Annotated in this window: 17 protein-coding genes, 4 tRNA genes and 1 pseudogene; 9 read left to right on the top strand and 13 right to left on the bottom strand. The window is 58.2% G+C overall.

What is annotated here, in order from left to right; translation table 11 throughout:
• Both ACYZTR_RS24075 and ACYZTR_RS24080 read right to left on the bottom strand, forming a co-directional pair.
• The gene (locus tag ACYZTR_RS24075) at window positions 1-216 is read right to left on the bottom strand and encodes a hypothetical protein (RefSeq protein WP_461974422.1); all 216 of its coding nucleotides are present in this window, start codon (window positions 214-216) and stop codon (window positions 1-3) included.
• Between the two features lie 63 nt (window positions 217-279).
• Entirely contained in the window at window positions 280-969 is a 690-nt protein-coding gene (locus ACYZTR_RS24080) for an energy-coupling factor ABC transporter permease (RefSeq protein ID WP_461974424.1), read from the bottom strand.
• Between the two features lie 244 nt (window positions 970-1,213).
• Here ACYZTR_RS24080 and ACYZTR_RS24085 point away from each other — a divergent pair, with 244 nt between their 5' ends.
• On the top strand, window positions 1,214-2,668 hold the full coding sequence (locus tag ACYZTR_RS24085; RefSeq protein WP_461979865.1) for a TrkH family potassium uptake protein: 1,455 nt from the start codon (window positions 1,214-1,216) through the stop codon (window positions 2,666-2,668).
• Window positions 2,669-2,679: 11 nt separating this feature from the next.
• Here ACYZTR_RS24085 and ACYZTR_RS24090 read toward each other — a convergent pair.
• A pseudogene (locus ACYZTR_RS24090) lies at window positions 2,680-2,856 on the bottom strand (helix-turn-helix domain-containing protein); the annotation flags it as partial.
• A 121-nt stretch (window positions 2,857-2,977) separates the two neighbouring features.
• On the opposite strand from ACYZTR_RS24090, the gene ACYZTR_RS24095 reads away from it, so the two are divergent.
• Entirely contained in the window at window positions 2,978-3,220 is a 243-nt protein-coding gene (locus ACYZTR_RS24095) for a DUF2790 domain-containing protein (protein ID WP_461974426.1), read from the top strand.
• 8 nt (window positions 3,221-3,228) lie between these two features.
• Here the strand turns inward: ACYZTR_RS24095 and ACYZTR_RS24100 are convergent, their stop codons facing one another.
• From ACYZTR_RS24100 to ACYZTR_RS24110, 3 genes are read right to left on the bottom strand one after another with little or no spacing between them, the layout of a single operon-like run.
• Window positions 3,229-4,497: an OprD family porin gene (locus ACYZTR_RS24100; protein ID WP_461979867.1), complete on the bottom strand. Its 1,269-nt coding sequence runs from the start codon at window positions 4,495-4,497 to the stop codon at window positions 3,229-3,231.
• A gap of 17 nt (window positions 4,498-4,514) precedes the next feature.
• Window positions 4,515-5,735 (bottom strand): benzoate/H(+) symporter BenE family transporter, encoded by a 1,221-nt coding sequence (locus ACYZTR_RS24105; RefSeq protein WP_461974428.1) that lies wholly within the window; start codon window positions 5,733-5,735, stop codon window positions 4,515-4,517.
• Window positions 5,732-7,096, bottom strand: coding sequence for an aromatic acid/H+ symport family MFS transporter (locus ACYZTR_RS24110; protein ID WP_461974430.1), 1,365 nt, complete (start codon window positions 7,094-7,096; stop codon window positions 5,732-5,734). Before ACYZTR_RS24110 ends, ACYZTR_RS24105 begins: the two co-directional genes overlap by 4 nt.
• Before the next feature lie 386 nt (window positions 7,097-7,482).
• On the opposite strand from ACYZTR_RS24110, the gene ACYZTR_RS24115 reads away from it, so the two are divergent.
• The 7 genes from ACYZTR_RS24115 (at window position 7,483) to ACYZTR_RS24145 (ending at window position 12,496) form a co-directional block, all read left to right on the top strand.
• Window positions 7,483-7,740, top strand: coding sequence for a hypothetical protein (locus tag ACYZTR_RS24115; RefSeq protein WP_461974432.1), 258 nt, complete (start codon window positions 7,483-7,485; stop codon window positions 7,738-7,740).
• The gene (locus ACYZTR_RS24120; protein ID WP_461974434.1) at window positions 7,737-9,017 is read left to right on the top strand and encodes an MFS transporter; all 1,281 of its coding nucleotides are present in this window, start codon (window positions 7,737-7,739) and stop codon (window positions 9,015-9,017) included. The genes ACYZTR_RS24115 and ACYZTR_RS24120 overlap by 4 nt, the downstream gene beginning before the upstream one ends.
• 71 nt (window positions 9,018-9,088) lie before the next feature.
• Window positions 9,089-9,715, top strand: a complete 627-nt coding sequence (locus tag ACYZTR_RS24125) for a DUF1780 domain-containing protein (protein ID WP_008154887.1) — start codon at window positions 9,089-9,091, stop codon at window positions 9,713-9,715.
• Window positions 9,712-10,239, top strand: a complete 528-nt coding sequence (locus ACYZTR_RS24130; RefSeq protein ID WP_461974436.1) for an MOSC domain-containing protein — start codon at window positions 9,712-9,714, stop codon at window positions 10,237-10,239. Before ACYZTR_RS24125 ends, ACYZTR_RS24130 begins: the two co-directional genes overlap by 4 nt.
• Window positions 10,240-10,307: 68 nt before the next feature.
• Window positions 10,308-10,481, top strand: coding sequence for a DUF3094 family protein (locus tag ACYZTR_RS24135; protein ID WP_461974438.1), 174 nt, complete (start codon window positions 10,308-10,310; stop codon window positions 10,479-10,481).
• Between the two features lie 60 nt (window positions 10,482-10,541).
• Window positions 10,542-11,840 carry an NAD(P)/FAD-dependent oxidoreductase gene (locus ACYZTR_RS24140; RefSeq protein WP_461974440.1) on the top strand — a complete coding sequence of 433 codons (1,299 nt, stop codon included), beginning with the start codon at window positions 10,542-10,544 and terminating at the stop codon, window positions 11,838-11,840.
• A 257-nt stretch (window positions 11,841-12,097) separates the two neighbouring features.
• Window positions 12,098-12,496, top strand: coding sequence for an HvfA family oxazolone/thioamide-modified RiPP metallophore (locus ACYZTR_RS24145; RefSeq protein WP_461974442.1), 399 nt, complete (start codon window positions 12,098-12,100; stop codon window positions 12,494-12,496).
• Between the two features lie 138 nt (window positions 12,497-12,634).
• Here the strand turns inward: ACYZTR_RS24145 and ACYZTR_RS24150 are convergent.
• From ACYZTR_RS24150 to rluD, 7 genes are all read right to left on the bottom strand, one after another.
• A tRNA-Pro gene (locus ACYZTR_RS24150) sits at window positions 12,635-12,711 on the bottom strand.
• 96 nt (window positions 12,712-12,807) lie between these two features.
• Window positions 12,808-12,883, bottom strand: a tRNA-Lys gene (locus ACYZTR_RS24155).
• A gap of 5 nt (window positions 12,884-12,888) precedes the next feature.
• Window positions 12,889-12,965: transfer RNA gene (locus ACYZTR_RS24160), tRNA-Pro, on the bottom strand.
• A gap of 9 nt (window positions 12,966-12,974) precedes the next feature.
• A tRNA-Asn gene (locus ACYZTR_RS24165) sits at window positions 12,975-13,050 on the bottom strand.
• A 297-nt stretch (window positions 13,051-13,347) separates the two neighbouring features.
• Window positions 13,348-15,912 carry an ATP-dependent chaperone ClpB gene (clpB, locus tag ACYZTR_RS24170; RefSeq protein WP_461974444.1) on the bottom strand — a complete coding sequence of 855 codons (2,565 nt, stop codon included), beginning with the start codon at window positions 15,910-15,912 and terminating at the stop codon, window positions 13,348-13,350.
• Between the two features lie 130 nt (window positions 15,913-16,042).
• The gene (gene pgeF, locus ACYZTR_RS24175; protein ID WP_461974446.1) at window positions 16,043-16,768 is read right to left on the bottom strand and encodes a peptidoglycan editing factor PgeF; all 726 of its coding nucleotides are present in this window, start codon (window positions 16,766-16,768) and stop codon (window positions 16,043-16,045) included.
• Window positions 16,765-17,727: a 23S rRNA pseudouridine(1911/1915/1917) synthase RluD gene (rluD, locus tag ACYZTR_RS24180; RefSeq protein ID WP_461974448.1), complete on the bottom strand. Its 963-nt coding sequence runs from the start codon at window positions 17,725-17,727 to the stop codon at window positions 16,765-16,767. Before rluD ends, pgeF begins: the two co-directional genes overlap by 4 nt.
• Window positions 17,728-17,788 lie beyond the last annotated feature (61 nt).

The raw sequence follows: 17,788 nt of genomic DNA on the forward strand, positions 1-17,788 counted from the left end.
TCAAGGCCGCATAAAACCGTAGTCCTGGCTGTCATCGAGGTTTTCCGCAAGAAAACGCAACTCATCGGCCAGGTCTTCGGCGCTGCGCACCGCCTTGCTCTGTTGCACCACGGCACTGAGCAAGGCGCGCAGGCTCAACCCCGGATCAAACCCCACTTCCTGCGCCCCAGCCAGACTCTGGCGCAACTCCTGCTTTGCCCATTCGTAGACACTCATTTCGATGCTCCTGAAGGTTTTCCCGAGCATGGATTCGTGAGCAGTTTTTGCATTTGATATGGATCAAGATTTGGGATCGTCGTCTTTCCAGGGCGCCGAAAGGTAGCGCGTGCGATTGAACGTCTCCAGCCACTCGGGGCAAAACACCACCAGCGCGCTGACTACCATGCCGTTGATAAACGCTTCCGGGAAAATCAGCAGCCACAGATAACCGACAAAATCTTCCAGCCAATACGGCATGGCGAAACGTTCGTTGAACCACAGCAACCACAGTGCCAACAGCAGGCATAGCAACGCCGACAGCGCCGCCGAAAAGAAACCGGACACGAAGATATACACGAAGGGATTACGCGGCTGCGCTCGCTCCACCAGGATCGCGCAGCACTCGGTGACCAGCACCGGCAGCAGAATCAGCAGCGCCCCGTTGACCCCCATCGCCGCCAGATCCTGTCGCCCGAGCAGCACTAATCCCGCTTGCGCGACCAACCCGCCGACAATTGCCAGCGGCCAGTCGAGCAACAGGGTGACGGCGGTCATGCCGATAAAGTGGTAGGACACGCCGGTGTCGAAGTCTTGTCGCACCAGCCAGAGCATGAACAGCGCGAACACCGTGCCGAACAACAGATGCTGGCGGCGGCTGTCGCTGAACAATTCGACCCACGGTGCTCGCGCAACGGCCCAGATCAGCACCGGCACGTAAATCAGCCAACCCACTGTGAGGCTTTGCGGTGACAGCAGTTCGGCGCCGATCATGGGCGAACCTTCTCCGGCGCCTGGCCCGATATAAGCGCAAGACTGAGCAACAATACTGTTCTATATTTCACGCTTTTCTCCCCTCGTGACTGCCCTCAGTCTACACCGGGGATTCTGACTGCCCGTGTCGCTCTTCTACACGGACGTGCTGAGATTCGGAGAAAGGAAAAAGTTACGCAATCTTTACGAGACAGAATTAAAAGCCGATCGATACTGCGCGGCGCTACCAAGACAGGCGTTATTTATGTCCATTGCGGCACTGCGGTTTATCGGGTTCATCCTGGGTATTTTTCTGATCACGCTGGCGGTGAGCATGGCGATACCCATGCTCACGCTGGTGATCTATGAGCGCAAAGACGATATGTCGGCCTTCCTCTGGTCGGGCCTGATCACAGTGGTGTCCGGGCTGCTGTTGATTAACAAGGGGCGCCCTGAAAACGCTCAGTTGCGTCCCCGCGATATGTACTTGCTGACGACCGCCAGTTGGGTAGTCGTCTGCATGTTCGCCGCATTGCCCATGGTCCTTATCCAAGACATCAGTTACACCGACGCGTTTTTTGAAACGATGTCCGGCATCACCACCACCGGCTCGACCATCCTGACCGGTCTGGACACCGCCTCTCCCGGATTGCTGGTCTGGCGTTCAATGCTGCATTGGTTGGGCGGGATTGGCTTCATCGGCATGGCCGTGGCCATCCTGCCGCTATTGCGGGTCGGGGGCATGCGACTGTTTCAGACCGAATCATCCGACTGGTCGGAGAAAGTCACACCACGCTCCCACGTCGCCGCCAAATATATTCTGGGGCTGTATATCGGGCTTACCGGTCTCTCCACGCTAGCCTTGTGGATGGCAGGGATGACGCCATTCGAAGCGGTTAATCACGCGATGTCATTGATTTCCACGGGAGGATTTTCCACCTCCGATGCTTCTCTGGCGCACTGGACGCAACCGGCCATTCATTGGGTGGCGGTGGTTGTCATGATTCTGGGCAGCCTGCCTTTTACGCTGTATGTGAGCCTGTTGCGCGGGAATAAACGCGCCCTGCTCAAAGATCAACAGGTACGCGGGTTCATTGGCTTTTTGCTCATTACCTGGCTGCTGTTCGGCACATGGTTATGCTGGCACAGCGAGTACGGTTGGTGGGAGGCGTTTCGGATCGTGGCGGTCAACGTGACTTCGGTGGTCACGACAACCGGTGTGGCGCTGGGGGATTACACGTTATGGGGCAGTTTCTCCGTGTTGCTGTTCTTTTATCTGACCTTTGTCGGCGGCTGCTCCGGCTCCACCGCCGGCGGTCTTAAAATCTTCCGCTTTCAAGTGGCTGGCGCTCTGCTTATGGGCAGCCTGAAACAATTGATCCATCCTCGCGCCGTCATCCGAAAAAAATACAACAACCATCCCATCGACGAGGATATTGCCCGCTCGCTCCTGACGTTTTCATTCTTTTTCACCATCACCATCGGGGCGATCGCCATGGGCTTGGCGCTCATCGGCCTGGACTGGACGACGGCATTGAGTGGCGCGGCCACTGCCGTCTGCAACGTGGGGCCTGGGGTTGGTTCGATCATTGGCCCGGCAGGAAACTTCTCGACACTGCCCGATGCCGCCAAATGGCTGCTGACCGTTGGCATGCTGCTGGGAAGACTGGAGATCCTCACCGTTCTGGTGCTGTTCATACCGGTTTTCTGGAAATACTAGTACCAACGACCGGTCAGGCTCAATCGCCGCGTGGTGCGTTGCAGCAAGCGTGCTTGCACATGCTGCTCCAGATCTGCCACCAGTCGCGACACTTGCGCGGTCGACAGGTCCAGCGCATCGGCGGCGGCGGTGAAACTTGCGCAGTCCACCACGCGGACGAACACCCGCATGTTATTGAGCAGATCCATAGGCCCTCCGGGGGCGGTGACTGTTACGTTTCATGTAAGGCTGCATCAGGCGCTGGCCCCTTTATCGGTCGCGGGCAAAGACTAGAATTCAGGTATCGAAATCAACACGGAGCACGGAAAAATGAAAACCCTGATCAGCCTGTTTCTGACCGTTGTCGCCACCTCGGCCATGGCCGCCGGCAACGAGCCAGCTGCCACCCGTTACAACCCGGCACAGCCGCTGGACATCGCCGAAGTGGTTTCAGTGACAGACACCGCAACGGCCTGCGACGTTGTGCCAGCGACCATGGTCTACATCGATCATCAGGGCCAGACTCATCGCGTGACGTATCAGGTGATGGGTCACTGCATGAGCAATCTGTGATCGCTGCTTCATAGCAACGTCCACGTATAGCTGAGGATCAAACGGTTCTCGTCGATATCACTGCGGTAATTGGAGCGCGCCATCACGTTGCGCACGCGAATCCCGAGGCCCTTGAGGCTGCCGCTCTGCAGCACATAGCCGAGATCGAGATCACGCTCGCGGTCCTTGCCTTCGAACCCTTGGCCGGTATCGACATTGTTGCCGGTGATGTATCGCACGGTGCTGGTCAGCCCCGGCACGCCGAGCGCCGCGAAATCGTAGTCGTAACGCGCCTGCCAGGAGCGCTCGTCGGTGTAGGCGAACTCGTAGGTCGGCACTTCGTTACCCAGCGGTGAGATGTTGGCAAACACTCGCGGGAAGGCGTTGTCGCCGAACATCCCCTGATAGCCGAGATAAAACGTGTGGCCGCCGCGCTTGGCCGACAGCAAGGAGAAGAACGCCTGATTGTCGATGTTGCCGAGCAATTTTTTGCCGTCTTCGCGCGAATCGTAATAACCCAGGTTGGCGCCCAGGGTCCAGTTGCCCAACGGCTGGCTGTGCTTGAGGCCGAGAAAGCGCTGGTTGTAGATATCTTCCAGTTGCCCGAACCAGGCGCTGACCGAGCTGCGTTTATCGTTGAAGGCGTAATCGGCGCCGGCAAAGTTGAAGCCATCACTGCTGACCTGACGCTGCGGCACATGACCGAGCATCGCTTGCATCTTTTCGTCGCCGGCCTCGTTGCGCAGGCTGGCCGAACTCAAGTGACCGCCCTGCACCGTCAGGCCATTGATCTCGTTCGAGCTGACGCTAGCGCCCTGATAGCTGGGCGGCAGCAGCCGGATATCGCTGAAGGCCAACACCGGCAGATTGGGTTGCAGCTCACCCACCTTCAGCTCGGTTTTGGAGTAACGCACCTTCAACGCGCCCTCCAGCCGGCTGTAATCATTCGCCGCACGCCCATCATCCTGCACCGGCAGCAAACCGGTATTGACCCGATCCGGGCTGCTGTCGAGTTTGAGGCCGAGCAGGCCAATGACATCCACACCAAAACCGACGGGGCCTTGGGTGTAACCGGATTTGACGTTGAGAATGAAGCCCTGTGCCCACTCTTCAGCCTTCGACTGTTTGTTCGCACCGACGATGTCGGAAAAGTCCCGGCTGAAGTAATAATTGCGCGCTTGCAAGGTGGCCGTGGTGTCTTCAATGAAGCCGCCCTCGGCCGCCATCGCACCGGCGGAGAAACTTGAGACGACCGCCATGGACAACACTGAACCGGTTGTTGGAAGAATCTGTTTCATCATTTTTTCTCTTGTTTTTATTGATCGACAGGTTGAAGTGCTTCAGCCACAGCGGATTCGCGACGAGGAACGGGACGGCGGGCGTTTAACAACAAGTGGGTGACCATGCCGAAAATCAGCCCCCAAAAAGCGGCGGACAAACCAAACAGCGACATGCCCGATGCGGTGGTCAGAAAGGTCACCAACGCGGCTTCGCGATCACTCGGTATGGCCATTGCGCCGGCCAGCGCCCCGGCAATCGCGGCGAACAGCGCCAGCCCGGCCAGGGCCGCGATCAATTCTTTGGGGAACGCCGAAAACAGTGAAACCAAAGTGGCACCGAAGACTCCCAGCACCAGGTAACACAGCCCGCCCACCACCCCGGCCACATAGCGTTTGCCAGGATTTTCATGGGCCTCGCGGCCGGTACAAATGGCCGCGGTGATCGCTGCCAGATTCAGCCCGTGACAACCGAACGGTGCCAACAGCGCCGTGCCCAAGGCGCTGCTGGCGATGATCGGCCCGGCCGGCGTCGAGTAACCGCTGGCACGCAGCACCGCCATGCCGGGCACAAACTGGCCGGTCAGCGCCACCATCACCAGCGGCAAGGCGATATTCAGGGTCGCGCTCAGGCTGAACGCGGGCGTGATCCATACCGGCGTGGCCAAGCCGATCACCAGCGCTTCGCGGTGCAAATCACCGGTGAAAAAGGCAATGGAGCAGCCCACCAGCAACACCATCAGCACCGCATAACGCGGCATCAGCCGCTTGCAGATCAGGTACGTGACGAACATCGCCAGCACCAGCAGCGGCTTGCCCTGCAACGAGACGAATAGCCCGGTGCCGAAGCTGAACAGAATCCCCGCCAGCATCGCCGCCGCAATGGTCGCGGGCAGTTTGCTGATGATCCGGTCAAAGGCCCCCGATACCCCGATCAGAAAGATAATCAGGCTGCTGACCAGATAAGCACCCACCGCCTCCGGCATGGAGATTCCCGGCAACAACGCCACCAGCAACGCCGAACCTGGCGCCGACCACGCGATGATCACCGGGACGCGGTAACGCAGGCTCAGACCGATGCCGAGCACGGCGCTGCCGATGGAAATCGCCCACACCCAGGACGACAACAGTTCCCGTGGGAGGTGCGCGGTCTCGGCGGCCTGAAAGATGATGACCAATGGGCCTGCGTAGGAAATCACCGTGGCGATAAATCCGGCGACTGCCGCAGACAGGGAAAAGTCCTTGAATAACGTTTTCATGAAATGTCGCCGACAGCCCCGTCAGGCGATCCGTGCAAGCCCGGTAATTGTTGTTTGGCACGGCGCCGACTGCTGATGGCGAACACGGTCATGGCAATCGCGGCCACCGCACCCGGCAAGGCAAACGCCATGAAATTCAGTTGCAGTGGCAGGCTAATCCCGAGTAACGCACCGCCCAGCAGCGGTCCGACGATGGCGCCGTTGCGCCCGATGCCCGACGCCCAGCCCAGACCGGTAGAGCGAATGGTCATGGAGTAGAACTGCGCGGCGCAGGCATACAACAGGATCTGCGAACCGATGGTGGTGGCGCCGGCAATGGCGATCAGCAGGTACAACAGCGGCATCGGGCTGTTGAACCCCAGCAACGTGATCGACACAGCAGCCATGGCAAAGAACACCGCCAACACCCGCGGCAGGTTGAGTTTGTCCCCCAGCACACCGCCGCCGACTGCGCCGAAAATGGCACCGAAGTTGAGCACCAGCAGGAACGACAAACTCGAGCCCAGGCTGTAACCGGCGTTGGCCATCAGTTTTGGCAGCCAGGAACTCAAGGCGTAGACCATCAGCAGGCAGCAGAAAAACGCCAGCCATAACATCAGCGTGCGCAGCGCACGACCCTCGCGGAACAGTTGCAGCACCGGGGTGCCGGTGCCCTTCACTTCGCTCATGAGCAACTGATCGCTGGCGTGTGCGACGTAAGCCGGATCAATCCGTTCCAGAATATTGCGCGCCTCTTCATTACGTCCCTGACGCAGCATGAAACCCACCGACTCGGGCAGGAAGTACATGATCAACGGCAACAACAGCAAAGGCAGCACCGCCACGTAAAACACCGATTGCCAGCCAAAACTCGGGATCAGCACGATACCGAGCCCCGCCGAGAGCATGCCGCCCACCGAGTAGCCGCTGAACATGATCGCCACCAGCGTGCTGCGGATCTTCTTCGGCGCGTACTCATTCATCAGCGCCACGACGTTGGGCATCACCCCGCCGATGCCCAGACCGGCAATGAACCGACAGAGGCCAAACTCGGTGGGGTTACGGGCAAAACCATTGAGCACGGTAAAACCGCTGAAGAGCATCACGCAGATCGTGATGGCTTTTTTGCGGCCGATCTTGTCCGACAACGGGCCGAAAAACAGCGCACCGAACATCATGCCGAACAGTGCATAACTGCCCAGTGCGCCCGCTTGCAAGGGACTGAGCCCCCACTCTTTCATCAGCATCGGCAACACCACGCCGTAGATCACCAAATCGTAACCGTCGAAGATGATGATCAGGGCACACCAGAACAGCACCCTCCAGTGGAAGCGGTTGAATCGTGCATTGTCGATAACCTCATGTACGTCAATCTTGCGCATGGCATCTATCTCTTGTTGTTGTTTTTTTAAGAGCGTCGGTAACGCGGCGAACGTCCGTACAGCCGAGGGTAGTGTCGCCAGACACGGGGCAATATCCGCTTTGCGCAGATCGCTATCCGTTTTGTGCACGGCCCTGAACCGGGCGCGGGATGAGGATTGTCGCGGGCATGGCACGCCGCAAATAAACTGTCTTCTTCGCGATCTCAGTTGATCTTGAAGAAAAAATTAGTCGCGACCGGCCCCTGAAACCATTGATTTTCGTGAGATCCACCCATCGACAACTTCTTCGGAACGTCTGTCGTTGATACTCTTAGGCAAATTCTGGAGATACTTCTGAGAGTAAAGTTTGTCACTCGTATGAGAGGGACCCGGTGGGTAGGCGGCTGATGCCAACTACACCGCCTTGGCAGACGCTCGCATGCGGTGCCTTCGTCAAGATCGATACCGAACCCAAACCGTTGCTCCTCGACTTCGATAACCCGTTGTCCTTCGACGGCATCACCAACGCGTTGAAGAACGCCGGTCACGTAAAGTTCTCGGAAATGCGACCGTGCCCCGATGAGCTTTGCCTCGAAGAAGAGCGGGGTCGCTTCTGCTGTGAAATACGCACAACCTTTTCCACTGGCGAGGCTCTTGCGACATGAGCAACGAAAATACAGGCTCTTGCATCAAGGCCGAGCAGGAAGTCAAACACACGTTTTTGTACCTGTTTTTGACCATATTCATCCCCTTTGGCCTCGGGCATTTCGTGTCGTATCTGTTTCGCACGGTCAATGCCTTGATCTATGTGGACCTGGAACGGGAACTGCACCTGCCCGCCAGCAGCCTGGGCCTCCTGACCGGCGTGTACTTTCTGACCTTCGCCGCGGCGCAGATTCCGCTCGGCGTCATGCTCGACCGCTACGGTCCGCGCAGCGTGCAGGCTCCCATGCTGCTGTTCGCTGTATTGGGCTCGCTGATTTTCAGCTTCTCCCATACCGAACTGGGCCTGATCATTGGTCGCGGTCTGATCGGTCTGGGTGTTGCTGGTTCCCTGATGAGTGCGATCAAGGCGTGCGCCATCTGGCTGCCGGTCGAACGCCTGCCGCTGAGTACGGCTTGCCTGTTATCGGTAGGCGGCCTAGGCGCCATGGCGTCCACCACGCCGTTGCACGAACTGCTCAAGTGGATCTCATGGCGTGAAGCATTCTTGATTCTGGCGCTACTGACATTGTTCGTCTGCGTGGTCATTCATCTCAGCGTGCCGCGCACCTACAAACCCAAACACACCACTCTCGCCGAAATGTCCAAGGCCGTGGGGACGCTTTACTCCTCGTGGGTATTCTGGCGACTGGCGTTGTACTCGGTATGTGCCCATGCGATCTATATGTCGGTGCTGTCGCTGTGGATGGGACCGTGGCTACGCGATGTCGCCCAGTTGAGCGAGTCCAGCATGGCCAATACCCTGCTCTGGGGTACCGTGGCGATGGTTGCAGGCTCGCTGGCCTTCGGCTCGATCACCGACTACCTGCGGCGCTTTGGCGTGCAACCGATCATGGTGTGCGGCGCCGGGGTTTCGATCTTCATCGTATTTCAATCGCTGATGATCAGCGGACTGCCTGTATCGCCGCTGCTGATTGCTATGGGTTTCAGCTTCTTCGGTACCTCCACTACCATGAACTACGCGATCGTAGCTCAGTCGGTATCGCCTGAACTGGCCGGGCGGGTCAGCTCGTCGTTCAACCTGGTGGTGTTCGTGCTGGCGTTCGTCTTGCAATGGTTAATGGGGGAAATTCTGAACCTGTGGCCGGCAAATGGGCAAGGGCACCCGGTGGAGGCTTATCAGTGGTCGCTGGGAGTGATGATTGCGTTGCAGGTACCGGGGGTGTTGCTGTGGCTGAGTTTTAAACCGTGGGAATTGAAAACAGCGGCGGCGCGGTAAAACTATGACTGTCAGGTCGTTTTCGCTCACTGCCTTTATTAAGATCACATTTGAACGCTAAGCTTGGGCCTATGGATGACTCAGATTATTTACGCTTGCTGACCATCGCGGCCGAGCAAGCCAACGCGTTCCTGTCCAATGCCCGCAAATGGGAGCGTGAGCGTTGGGTCTGTCAGCGCCTGCTGCAAGGCCTGAACATTCCCTATCGCGCCGACGAATTCGCCCCGGCCGGGGAGCCGCCGGACGTGCTGTTTCGTGACGCCAGTTTCGAAGTGTTTTTCGTACTCGATGAAGGCCGGCGCCTCAACGATGAATGGCGCGATGAGCTGCAACGTCGGCGCAGCGCATTTTCCCTGAGTTCGCTGGTGCGCCGCGAGGCGAAGCCCCGGCGCATTCCGGCCAATGAGTTTTTGTTGAGACTGGCGCCGACCTTGCGCAAAAAAGCCCACAACTACAAAGAACGCGGCATGGACCTGGGGGAACTGGACATCATCGCCTTCGCCAGCCTCAAGCGCGAAGTGCTGGACCTCAACAGCCATTTCCCACCGCCGACCGAATATTTGCGCCAGGGCTGGCGCTCATTGTCGCTGGTCGGTCCGACCTTCGCCCGTGTGCTGTTCGCGCACCCGGATGCACCGGATTTCCTGCGCAGCAACCTGGGCCGCAGCATTGTTTTCGACGTCGGGATCAGCCTGTGAGTCCATTGCAGGAATTGATTGCCGTAGTGCCGCAAACGGGACGTGTCCGCTGGATCGGCGTACGCCCGGAGCGACACACGCCGATGATCGAACTCGATGCCGTGGAAGCGCGCCTTGAGGCTGGCTTGACCGGTGATCGCGCCCGCCCCGGCGTACGCAATGCGCGCCAGGTAACGCTGATTCAATGGGAACATCTCGCTGTGATCAGTTCGCTGATGGGACGCTCGGATGACCAGCCAGTGTTACCTGAGGAGTTGCGGCGCAATATCGTTGTCAGCGGAATTAATTTGTTCAGCCTCAAAGGCCGACGCTTCAGGATTGGACAGGCAATTTTCGAAACCACAGGTTGGTGTCAGCCCTGCGCGCGTCTGCAAAACAACCTGGGCCCCGGGACCTTTCAGGCCGTTCGCGGACATGGCGGAATCACCGCCCGGGTGTTACAAAGTGGAATCATTCGCCTGGACGATACAGTGAGCGTCGAGCCCATTCCGGCCAGCGGCTATGCTCCGTTCGATGCGGGCTAACGTGTTACACAGCAGCTCGCTTGTAGCTTCTACACATTTAGCAACGTCTACCCCTGACGAGGCCCAATATGACCAGCCGCCTGAACCCCAACGACCAAAAGCATGTCGAAGAGTACCTGCACCTGTCCCAGCACCGAGTCGAGCGCCGGCCTTTTCGGCCGTGGATGCTCCTGGTGGTGGTGTTGGCAGTGACCATTGGTTTAGGCCTGTTGAGCCGACTTATCAGTTACCTGACGCTATGAGCTGCCTCGCGCTCGCTCGGTTGACTGCACCGATTTCTTTTAGCCTTGCGAGATATCCCCATGACTCATCGTATTGTCATCGTTGGCGGCGGCGCCGGCGGTCTGGAGTTGGCTACCCGTCTGGGTAAGACTCTGGGCAAGCGCGGCACGGCCAGTGTGATGCTGGTCGACGCGAACCTGACCCACATCTGGAAACCGCTGTTGCATGAAGTGGCGGCCGGCTCGCTGAACTCTTCCGAAGACGAACTCAACTATGTTGCCCAAGCGAAATGGAACCACTTCGAGTTCCAGCTGGGGCGCATGAGCGGGCTTGATCGCGCACAAAAGAAAATCCAGTTGGCGGCCACCTACGACGAAGCCGGCCTGGAACTGGTTCCAGCCCGTGAGGTGGGTTACGACTCGCTGGTGATCGCGGTCGGCAGCACCACCAACGATTTCGGCACTCAGGGCGCGGCGCAACACTGCCTGTTCCTCGACACTCGCAAACAGGCCGAGCGCTTCCATCAGCAATTGCTCAACCACTACCTACGCGCGCACGCCGGGCAGACCGACAAGGTCGAGCAGATCAGCGTGGCCATCGTGGGTGCCGGTGCCACCGGGGTCGAACTGGCCGCCGAACTGCACAACGCCGCCCATGAACTGGCGGCTTACGGCCTGGACCGGATCAAACCGGAAAACATGCACATTACCTTGATCGAAGCCGGGCCACGAGTGCTGCCAGCGCTGCCGGAACGTATCGGCGGCCCTGTGCATAAAACCCTGGAGAAGCTTGGGGTTAACGTCATGACCAATGCCGCGGTGAGTGAAGTGACGGCCGACAGCCTGATTACCGCCGATGGCAAAGTCATCAACGCCAGCCTGAAAGTCTGGGCGGCCGGGATTCGTGCACCGGGGTTCCTCAAGGACATCGATGGTCTGGAGACCAACCGCATCAATCAGCTGCAAGTGCTGCCGACCCTGCAAACCACCCGCGACGAGAACATCTTTGCCTTCGGTGACTGCGCGGCCTGCCCGCAACCTGGCACCGATCGCAATGTACCGCCGCGCGCCCAAGCGGCGCATCAGCAAGCTTCGCTGTTGGCCAAATCGCTGAAGCTGCGGATCGAAGGCAAGCCTCTGCCTGCGTACAAATACACCGACTATGGCTCGCTGATCTCGCTGTCGCGTTTTTCGGCTGTGGGTAACTTGATGGGCAACCTCACCGGCAGCGTGATGCTCGAAGGCTGGCTGGCGCGCATGTTTTACGTGTCGCTGTATCGCATGCACCAGATGGCGCTGTATGGCGCGTTCCGCACGGCGATGCTGATGTTGGGCAGCAAGATCGGGCGCGGGACTGAGCCGCGACTCAAACTGCACTAACTCGGTCTAGTGTGGGAGCGGGCTTGCTCGCTCCCACATTTGTTCTGCATCGACTCTTGGATCTGTGTCTCACTGTATCTCTCTAACCGTTTCATCCCCTTCGCTTACAAACTCCCCTTTGCGCGACACAGTAGCGATACACCACGCCCGCTAAATGGCCACACCCGAGCAAGGCACCTCGCCTGCACAGGTTTGTCGCCGCACTTACGTGGCGTCCTTTATCGAACGGTTGTGTCGTGCAACCCAGGAGAGTTGAAATGTCCCGTACCACCAAAAACACTATCGGTCTGCTCGGCGCTGTTTTGGCTGGTGGCATGACGTTGTCCGGCTCCGTGTTCGCTTCGCAGCCTCTGACTCAGGGCTACCTGCTGGCCTCGGCCGAACAGGTGGTGAAAACCGCTGAAGGTAAATGTGGCGAAGGCAAGTGTGGCGATGCCTCGATGGCAAAAACCGACACTGATGGCGACGGCAAGGTATCCCGTGCCGAATTCCAGAAAGTCGCGCCGAAGTCCAATTTCGACAAGATCGACACCAACCATGACGGCTTCATCGACGAACAAGAGGCTTTCGATAACGTGAAAGCCAACTTCGAAGCCAATGGCAAGAAAATGCCAAAAGGCCTGTTCGAGCATTTGAAAGACCAAGACGGCGCCTAAGCATCCGAGAACCTGCCGCGTTTCTCCATTCAGAAAGCGCGGCTTTTTTTCGTCTGGAAAATCTAATAACTTGAAGAAAATCACGTTTTCGGCAGACAAAAAAAATCCCCGTATCTTTCGATACGAGGATTTTTAATATGGTCGGGGTAAGGGGATTCGAACTCCTGACATCCTGCTCCCAAAGCAGGCGCGCTACCGGACTGCGCTATACCCCGGTAAAAAAAAGGCGACCTTTACAAGTCGCCTTCTTCGATCAGTGCTTTTGGCCTCTGATCTTAAGATCTGATCCCAGCGTTAACTGGTTTCAAAAATGGTGGGTCGTGTGGGATTCGAACCTACGACCAATTGGTTAAAAGCCAACTGCTCTACCAACTGAGCTAACGACCCAAAAATGGTCGGGGTAAGGGGATTCGAACTCCTGACATCCTGCTCCCAAAGCAGGCGCGCTACCGGACTGCGCTATACCCCGGTTTGAAATTGGCTCCGTGACCAGGACTCGAACCTGGGACCCAATGATTAACAGTCATTTGCTCTACCGACTGAGCTATCACGGAACTACATATTTCAATTACAACTGTGAAGCTTGCTTCACCTCTTCGACCCGTTCGCATCACTGCGTTCGTGTGTCTGAGGCGCGCTATTCTACAATCTTAAGCACCTCTGTCAACCCCTTAAATTGCTTTCAAGTTAATGATTTGCAACTTATTTCAGATTCCTGCTTGGGGAGCAGAAACCCTTCAGGGCGACTTACTGCGGGGCGCACTTTACAAGCCTTTTCCTTTCAGTTCAACAGCCTAACGAAAAAAAGGCCTCGCAATGCGAGGCCTCTTCATATTTGCCGCCGCCCTGGATCAGACGAATACGATTTCGTCGTTTTCCACGACACCTTTCGCGGTCTCGCCGGGCATGAAACGGCCCGACAGAATCAGCTGCGCCAGCGGGTTCTCGATCCAGCGCTGGATTGCTCGCTTGAGCGGCCGCGCACCGTAAACCGGGTCGTAACCCACCGCGATCAGCTTATCCATGGCCTCAGGGCTGAGATCAAGCTTCAGCTCGCGCTCGGTCAGGCGACTGCGCAGTCGACCCAACTGGATCTCGGTAATGCCCGCGATCTGATCCCGAGCCAACGGTTCGAAGATCACCACTTCGTCGACCCGGTTGATGAACTCCGGCCGGAAGTGCATGGAAATCGCATCCATCACCGCCGCACGCTGCGCCTCACGATCACCGACCAGCTCCTGGATCTGTACCGAGCCCAGGTTGGAGGTCATGACGATCACGGTATTTTTGAAATCCACCGTGCGGCCATGACTGTCGGTCAGTCGGCCATCTTCCAGCACTTGCAGCAAGATATTGAAGACGTCCGGGTGGGCCTTCTCGACCTCGTCCAGGAGGATCACTGAATAAGGCTTGCGACGCACCGCCTCGGTCAGGTAACCGCCCTCTTCATAGCCTACGTAGCCTGGTGGCGCGCCGATCAGTCGGGAGACGGAATGTTTCTCCATGAACTCGGACATGTCGATCCGCACCATCGCCTCTTCAGTATCAAAGAGGAACTCGGCCAGTGCCTTGCACAGCTCGGTTTTACCGACACCGGTCGGGCCGAGGAACATGAACGAACCGCTCGGGCGATTCGGATCGGACAACCCGGCACGAGAGCGCCGCACTGCGTTGGAAACGGCAATGACCGCTTCGTCCTGGCCGATCACACGTTGGTGCAACAAGCTTTCCATCTTCATCAGTTTGTCGCGCTCGCCTTCGAGCATTTTCGACACCGGAATGCCGGTCCACTTGGACACTACTTCGGCGATCTCTTCTTCGGTCACCTTGCTGCGCAGTAACTGGTTTTCAGTTTTGCCGTGCTGATCGACCATTTGCAGGCTGCGCTCCAGGTCCGGGATGATCCCGTACTGCAGCTCGGCCATGCGGTTCAAGTCGCCTTTGCGGCGGGCCGCTTCCAGTTCCTGTCGGGACTGCTCGATTTTCTGCTGGATCTGCGCAGAACCCTGAACTTCGGCTTTTTCCGCGTTCCAGATTTCTTCCAGGTCCGAATACTCTCGCTCGAGACGGACGATTTCTTCCTGGAGTTTTTCCAGACGTTTTATGGCCGCTTCGTCGCTTTCTTTTTTCAGTGCCTGGGATTCGACTTTCAACTGAATCAGACGGCGCTCAAGACGATCCAACACTTCCGGTTTGGAGTCGATCTCCATGCGGATGCGGCTGGCCGCTTCGTCGATCAGGTCGATGGCCTTGTCCGGCAGCTGACGATCGGTAATGTAGCGGTGACTGAGCTTGGCCGCGGCGATGATCGCGCCGTCGGTGATCGCCACCTTGTGGTGAACCTCGTAGCGCTCTTTCAGGCCACGCAGGATAGCGATGGTGTCTTCTTCGCTTGGCTCGTCCACCAAGACTTTCTGGAAGCGCCGTTCGAGGGCTGCGTCCTTCTCAATATATTGGCGATACTCGTTGAGCGTGGTTGCACCAACGCAGTGCAGCTCACCGCGAGCCAACGCCGGTTTGAGCATGTTGCCCGCATCCATCGAGCCTTCGCCCTTACCGGCGCCGACCATGGTGTGCAGTTCGTCGATGAACAGAATGATCTGTCCTTCCTGCTTCGACAGTTCGTTGAGCAGGGATTTGAGGCGCTCTTCGAACTCTCCACGGTACTTGGCACCGGCAATCAGCGAGCCCATGTCCAGGGACAACAGGCGCTTGCCTTTGAGTCCATCCGGCACTTCACCGTTGATGATGCGCTGAGCCAGGCCTTCGGCGATGGCGGTTTTACCCACGCCAGGCTCACCGATCAGCACCGGGTTGTTCTTGGTACGGCGCTGCAGCACCTGAATGGTCCGACGAATTTCGTCGTCACGGCCGATCACCGGATCGAGCTTGCCTTCTTCGGCACGCTTGGTCAGGTCGACGGTGTATTTATCCAGTGCCTGGCGCGACTCTTCGTGGTTGGCGTCATTGACGGCCTCCCCACCGCGCAGGTTATTGATTGCATTTTCCAGGGCTTTCTTGCTGACGCCCTGGCCGAGCAACAATTTGCCGAGCTTGCTGTTCTCGTCCATCGCGGCGAGCAGCACCAGTTCGCTGGAGATAAACTGGTCGCCCTTCTGCTGGGCCAAGCGATCGGCCTGGTTGAGCAGGCGCGCCAAATCCTGCGACATGTTGACGTCGCCGGTTGGGTTCTGGATTTTCGGTAGCTGGTCGAGCTCTTTGGTCAGCTCTTTGCGCAGGCTGTTGACGTCAAAGCCCACTTGCATCAGCAAGGGTTTGATCGAACCACCCTGCTGTTCAAGCATGGCTTGCATCAAGTGCGCCGGCTCAATGCCGGGATGGTCAAGGCCGACGGCCAGCGATTGGGCGTCGGATAGAGCTAACTGCAATTTGCTGGTTAAACGGTCTATACGCATGGGTCACCTTCCTTTTGAGCAGGCCGGACCGATAAAACATCCTGAATGAAGAAACCTGCCAGATATCGCTATAGATGCGGTCGATTCTGGAAGATTCAAGCGTCAAGCAGTTGATGTAGATCAGCGAAGTTTAGCGTTCGAGCCATACAAGAGAGGCAAACCGACCCGTTTGAGGACTGCGGCGGTAAGAAAAGAAGCGTGGATCGGTCACGGTGCAGAAGCCGCCACCATAAACAGCGGTGACACCGCGAGCAGCCAGGCGTAAACGCGCCAGCTCATAGATGTCGGCCATGAACTTACCGGCATTTTGGCTAGAGACGAAGGCTTTAGCGGCTTCAGGCAGCTGCTGAATAAAGACGTCGCGCACTTCCGGGCCGACTTCAAAGGCTTGCGGGCCAATGGCGGGGCCCAACCAGACGAGCACTTTTTCTGGCGGCACCGCCAGCGTGTCCAGCGTCGCTTCCAGCACACCCGCCGCCAACCCGCGCCAACCGGCATGGGCCGCCGCGACGTGAGTGCCTGCACGGTCACAAAACAGCGCCGGCAGGCAATCAGCGGTCATCGCCGTGCAGGCAATACCGGGCGTTGCCGTCCAGCTGGCATCGGCAGTGGCCACCTGGCTTGGGTCTGCGTGGGCCACGGCGATGCCGTGAACCTGCTTTAACCAGGCCGGTTGAATAGAGAAATGATCGGTGAGGCGACGGCGGTTTTCGACAACGGCTTCGGGGCTGTCGTCGACGTGATCACCGAGATTGAGGCTGTCGAACGGCGCCAGGCTGACGCCGCCCGCACGGGTGGTAACGCAGGCTTTCACCCCGGCAGGCGCAGGCCAGTCGGGAATCAGCCAGTCACTCATCCGATGAACGCCTCGCGATCTTGCTTGAGCAGCGTCAGCAACCAGACGAAGTCGTCCGGCAGTGGCGATTCCCAGCTCATGCGTTTACCGGTGGTCGGATGATCGAGCTCCAGGAACCGCGCATGCAGCGCCTGACGCGGGAACGCCTTCAACGATTCGATCATGGTCACACTGGCTGCCGGCGGAATGCGGAAACGACCGCCGTAGGCAGGATCTCCGACCAACGGGAAGTTGATGTGGGCCATGTGCACACGAATCTGGTGCGTACGACCGGTTTCCAGCTTCACCCGCACGTGAGTGTGGGAGCGGAAACGCTCGAGCACGCGGTAATGGCTGACGGCTTGCTTGCCACCTTCCATCACCGCCATGCGCTGGCGTTGCTGACCGTGACGACCGATCGGCGCGTTGATCTTGCCGCCGGCCGTCACCACACCGATCACGATGCACTCGTAGATCCGGCTTACGCTACGGCTCTGCAATTGCGTGACAAGCTGTGTCTGCGCTTGAATGGTCTTGGCCACCACCATCAGACCGGTGGTGTCCTTGTCCAGGCGGTGCACGATACCGGCGCGGGGCACATTGATGATGTCCGGCACGTGGTGCAGCAAGGCATTGAGCAAGGTGCCATCGGCGTGACCGGCGGCGGGATGCACCACCAGACCCGCGGGTTTGTTGATCACCAGGATGTCGTCGTCTTCATAGACGATATCCAGTTCGATGTCTTGAGCGATCCATTCGCCCTGAGCTTCCTGCTCGGCAATGAGCTCAAGAATGGCACCACCATGAACGATGTCTCGCGGGCGGATAACCGTCCCATCCACAGTCAGGCGGCCGTCTTTGATCCAGGCGGAAAGGCGCGAGCGCGAGTGCTCAGCGAATAATTGTGCGGCGACTTGATCGAGGCGTTGGCCGCCCAATTCGGACGGCACCTCTGCGCTAAGTTCAATTTTATCGGACATGCTCGGACTAGGCGTCGGCACAGCCTTTGGTTTCGGCTGCGCGCTTGTGGTTAAATACGGC

The organism is Pseudomonas sp. Hz4 (genome assembly GCF_054898165.1).

Excerpts from the sequence above, each read along its gene's own strand:
- ACYZTR_RS24105 (WP_461974428.1), bottom strand. The coding sequence starts at position 5,735 with ATGAAAACGTTATTCAAGGACTTTTCCCTGTCTGCGGCAGTCGCCGGA.
- ACYZTR_RS24120 (WP_461974434.1), top strand. The coding sequence starts at position 7,737 with ATGAGCAACGAAAATACAGGCTCTTGCATCAAGGCCGAGCAGGAAGTC.
- rluD (WP_461974448.1), bottom strand. The coding sequence starts at position 17,727 with ATGTCCGATAAAATTGAACTTAGCGCAGAGGTGCCGTCCGAATTGGGC.
- ACYZTR_RS24085 (WP_461979865.1), top strand. The coding sequence starts at position 1,214 with ATGTCCATTGCGGCACTGCGGTTTATCGGGTTCATCCTGGGTATTTTT.
- ACYZTR_RS24145 (WP_461974442.1), top strand. The coding sequence starts at position 12,098 with ATGTCCCGTACCACCAAAAACACTATCGGTCTGCTCGGCGCTGTTTTG.
- ACYZTR_RS24135 (WP_461974438.1), top strand. The coding sequence starts at position 10,308 with ATGACCAGCCGCCTGAACCCCAACGACCAAAAGCATGTCGAAGAGTAC.
- ACYZTR_RS24100 (WP_461979867.1), bottom strand. The coding sequence starts at position 4,497 with ATGAAACAGATTCTTCCAACAACCGGTTCAGTGTTGTCCATGGCGGTC.
- ACYZTR_RS24080 (WP_461974424.1), bottom strand. The coding sequence starts at position 969 with ATGATCGGCGCCGAACTGCTGTCACCGCAAAGCCTCACAGTGGGTTGG.
- ACYZTR_RS24140 (WP_461974440.1), top strand. The coding sequence starts at position 10,542 with ATGACTCATCGTATTGTCATCGTTGGCGGCGGCGCCGGCGGTCTGGAG.
- pgeF (WP_461974446.1), bottom strand. The coding sequence starts at position 16,768 with ATGAGTGACTGGCTGATTCCCGACTGGCCTGCGCCTGCCGGGGTGAAA.
- ACYZTR_RS24110 (WP_461974430.1), bottom strand. The coding sequence starts at position 7,096 with ATGCGCAAGATTGACGTACATGAGGTTATCGACAATGCACGATTCAAC.
- ACYZTR_RS24095 (WP_461974426.1), top strand. The coding sequence starts at position 2,978 with ATGAAAACCCTGATCAGCCTGTTTCTGACCGTTGTCGCCACCTCGGCC.
- ACYZTR_RS24115 (WP_461974432.1), top strand. The coding sequence starts at position 7,483 with ATGCCAACTACACCGCCTTGGCAGACGCTCGCATGCGGTGCCTTCGTC.
- ACYZTR_RS24075 (WP_461974422.1), bottom strand. The coding sequence starts at position 216 with ATGAGTGTCTACGAATGGGCAAAGCAGGAGTTGCGCCAGAGTCTGGCT.
- clpB (WP_461974444.1), bottom strand. The coding sequence starts at position 15,912 with ATGCGTATAGACCGTTTAACCAGCAAATTGCAGTTAGCTCTATCCGAC.
- ACYZTR_RS24125 (WP_008154887.1), top strand. The coding sequence starts at position 9,089 with ATGGATGACTCAGATTATTTACGCTTGCTGACCATCGCGGCCGAGCAA.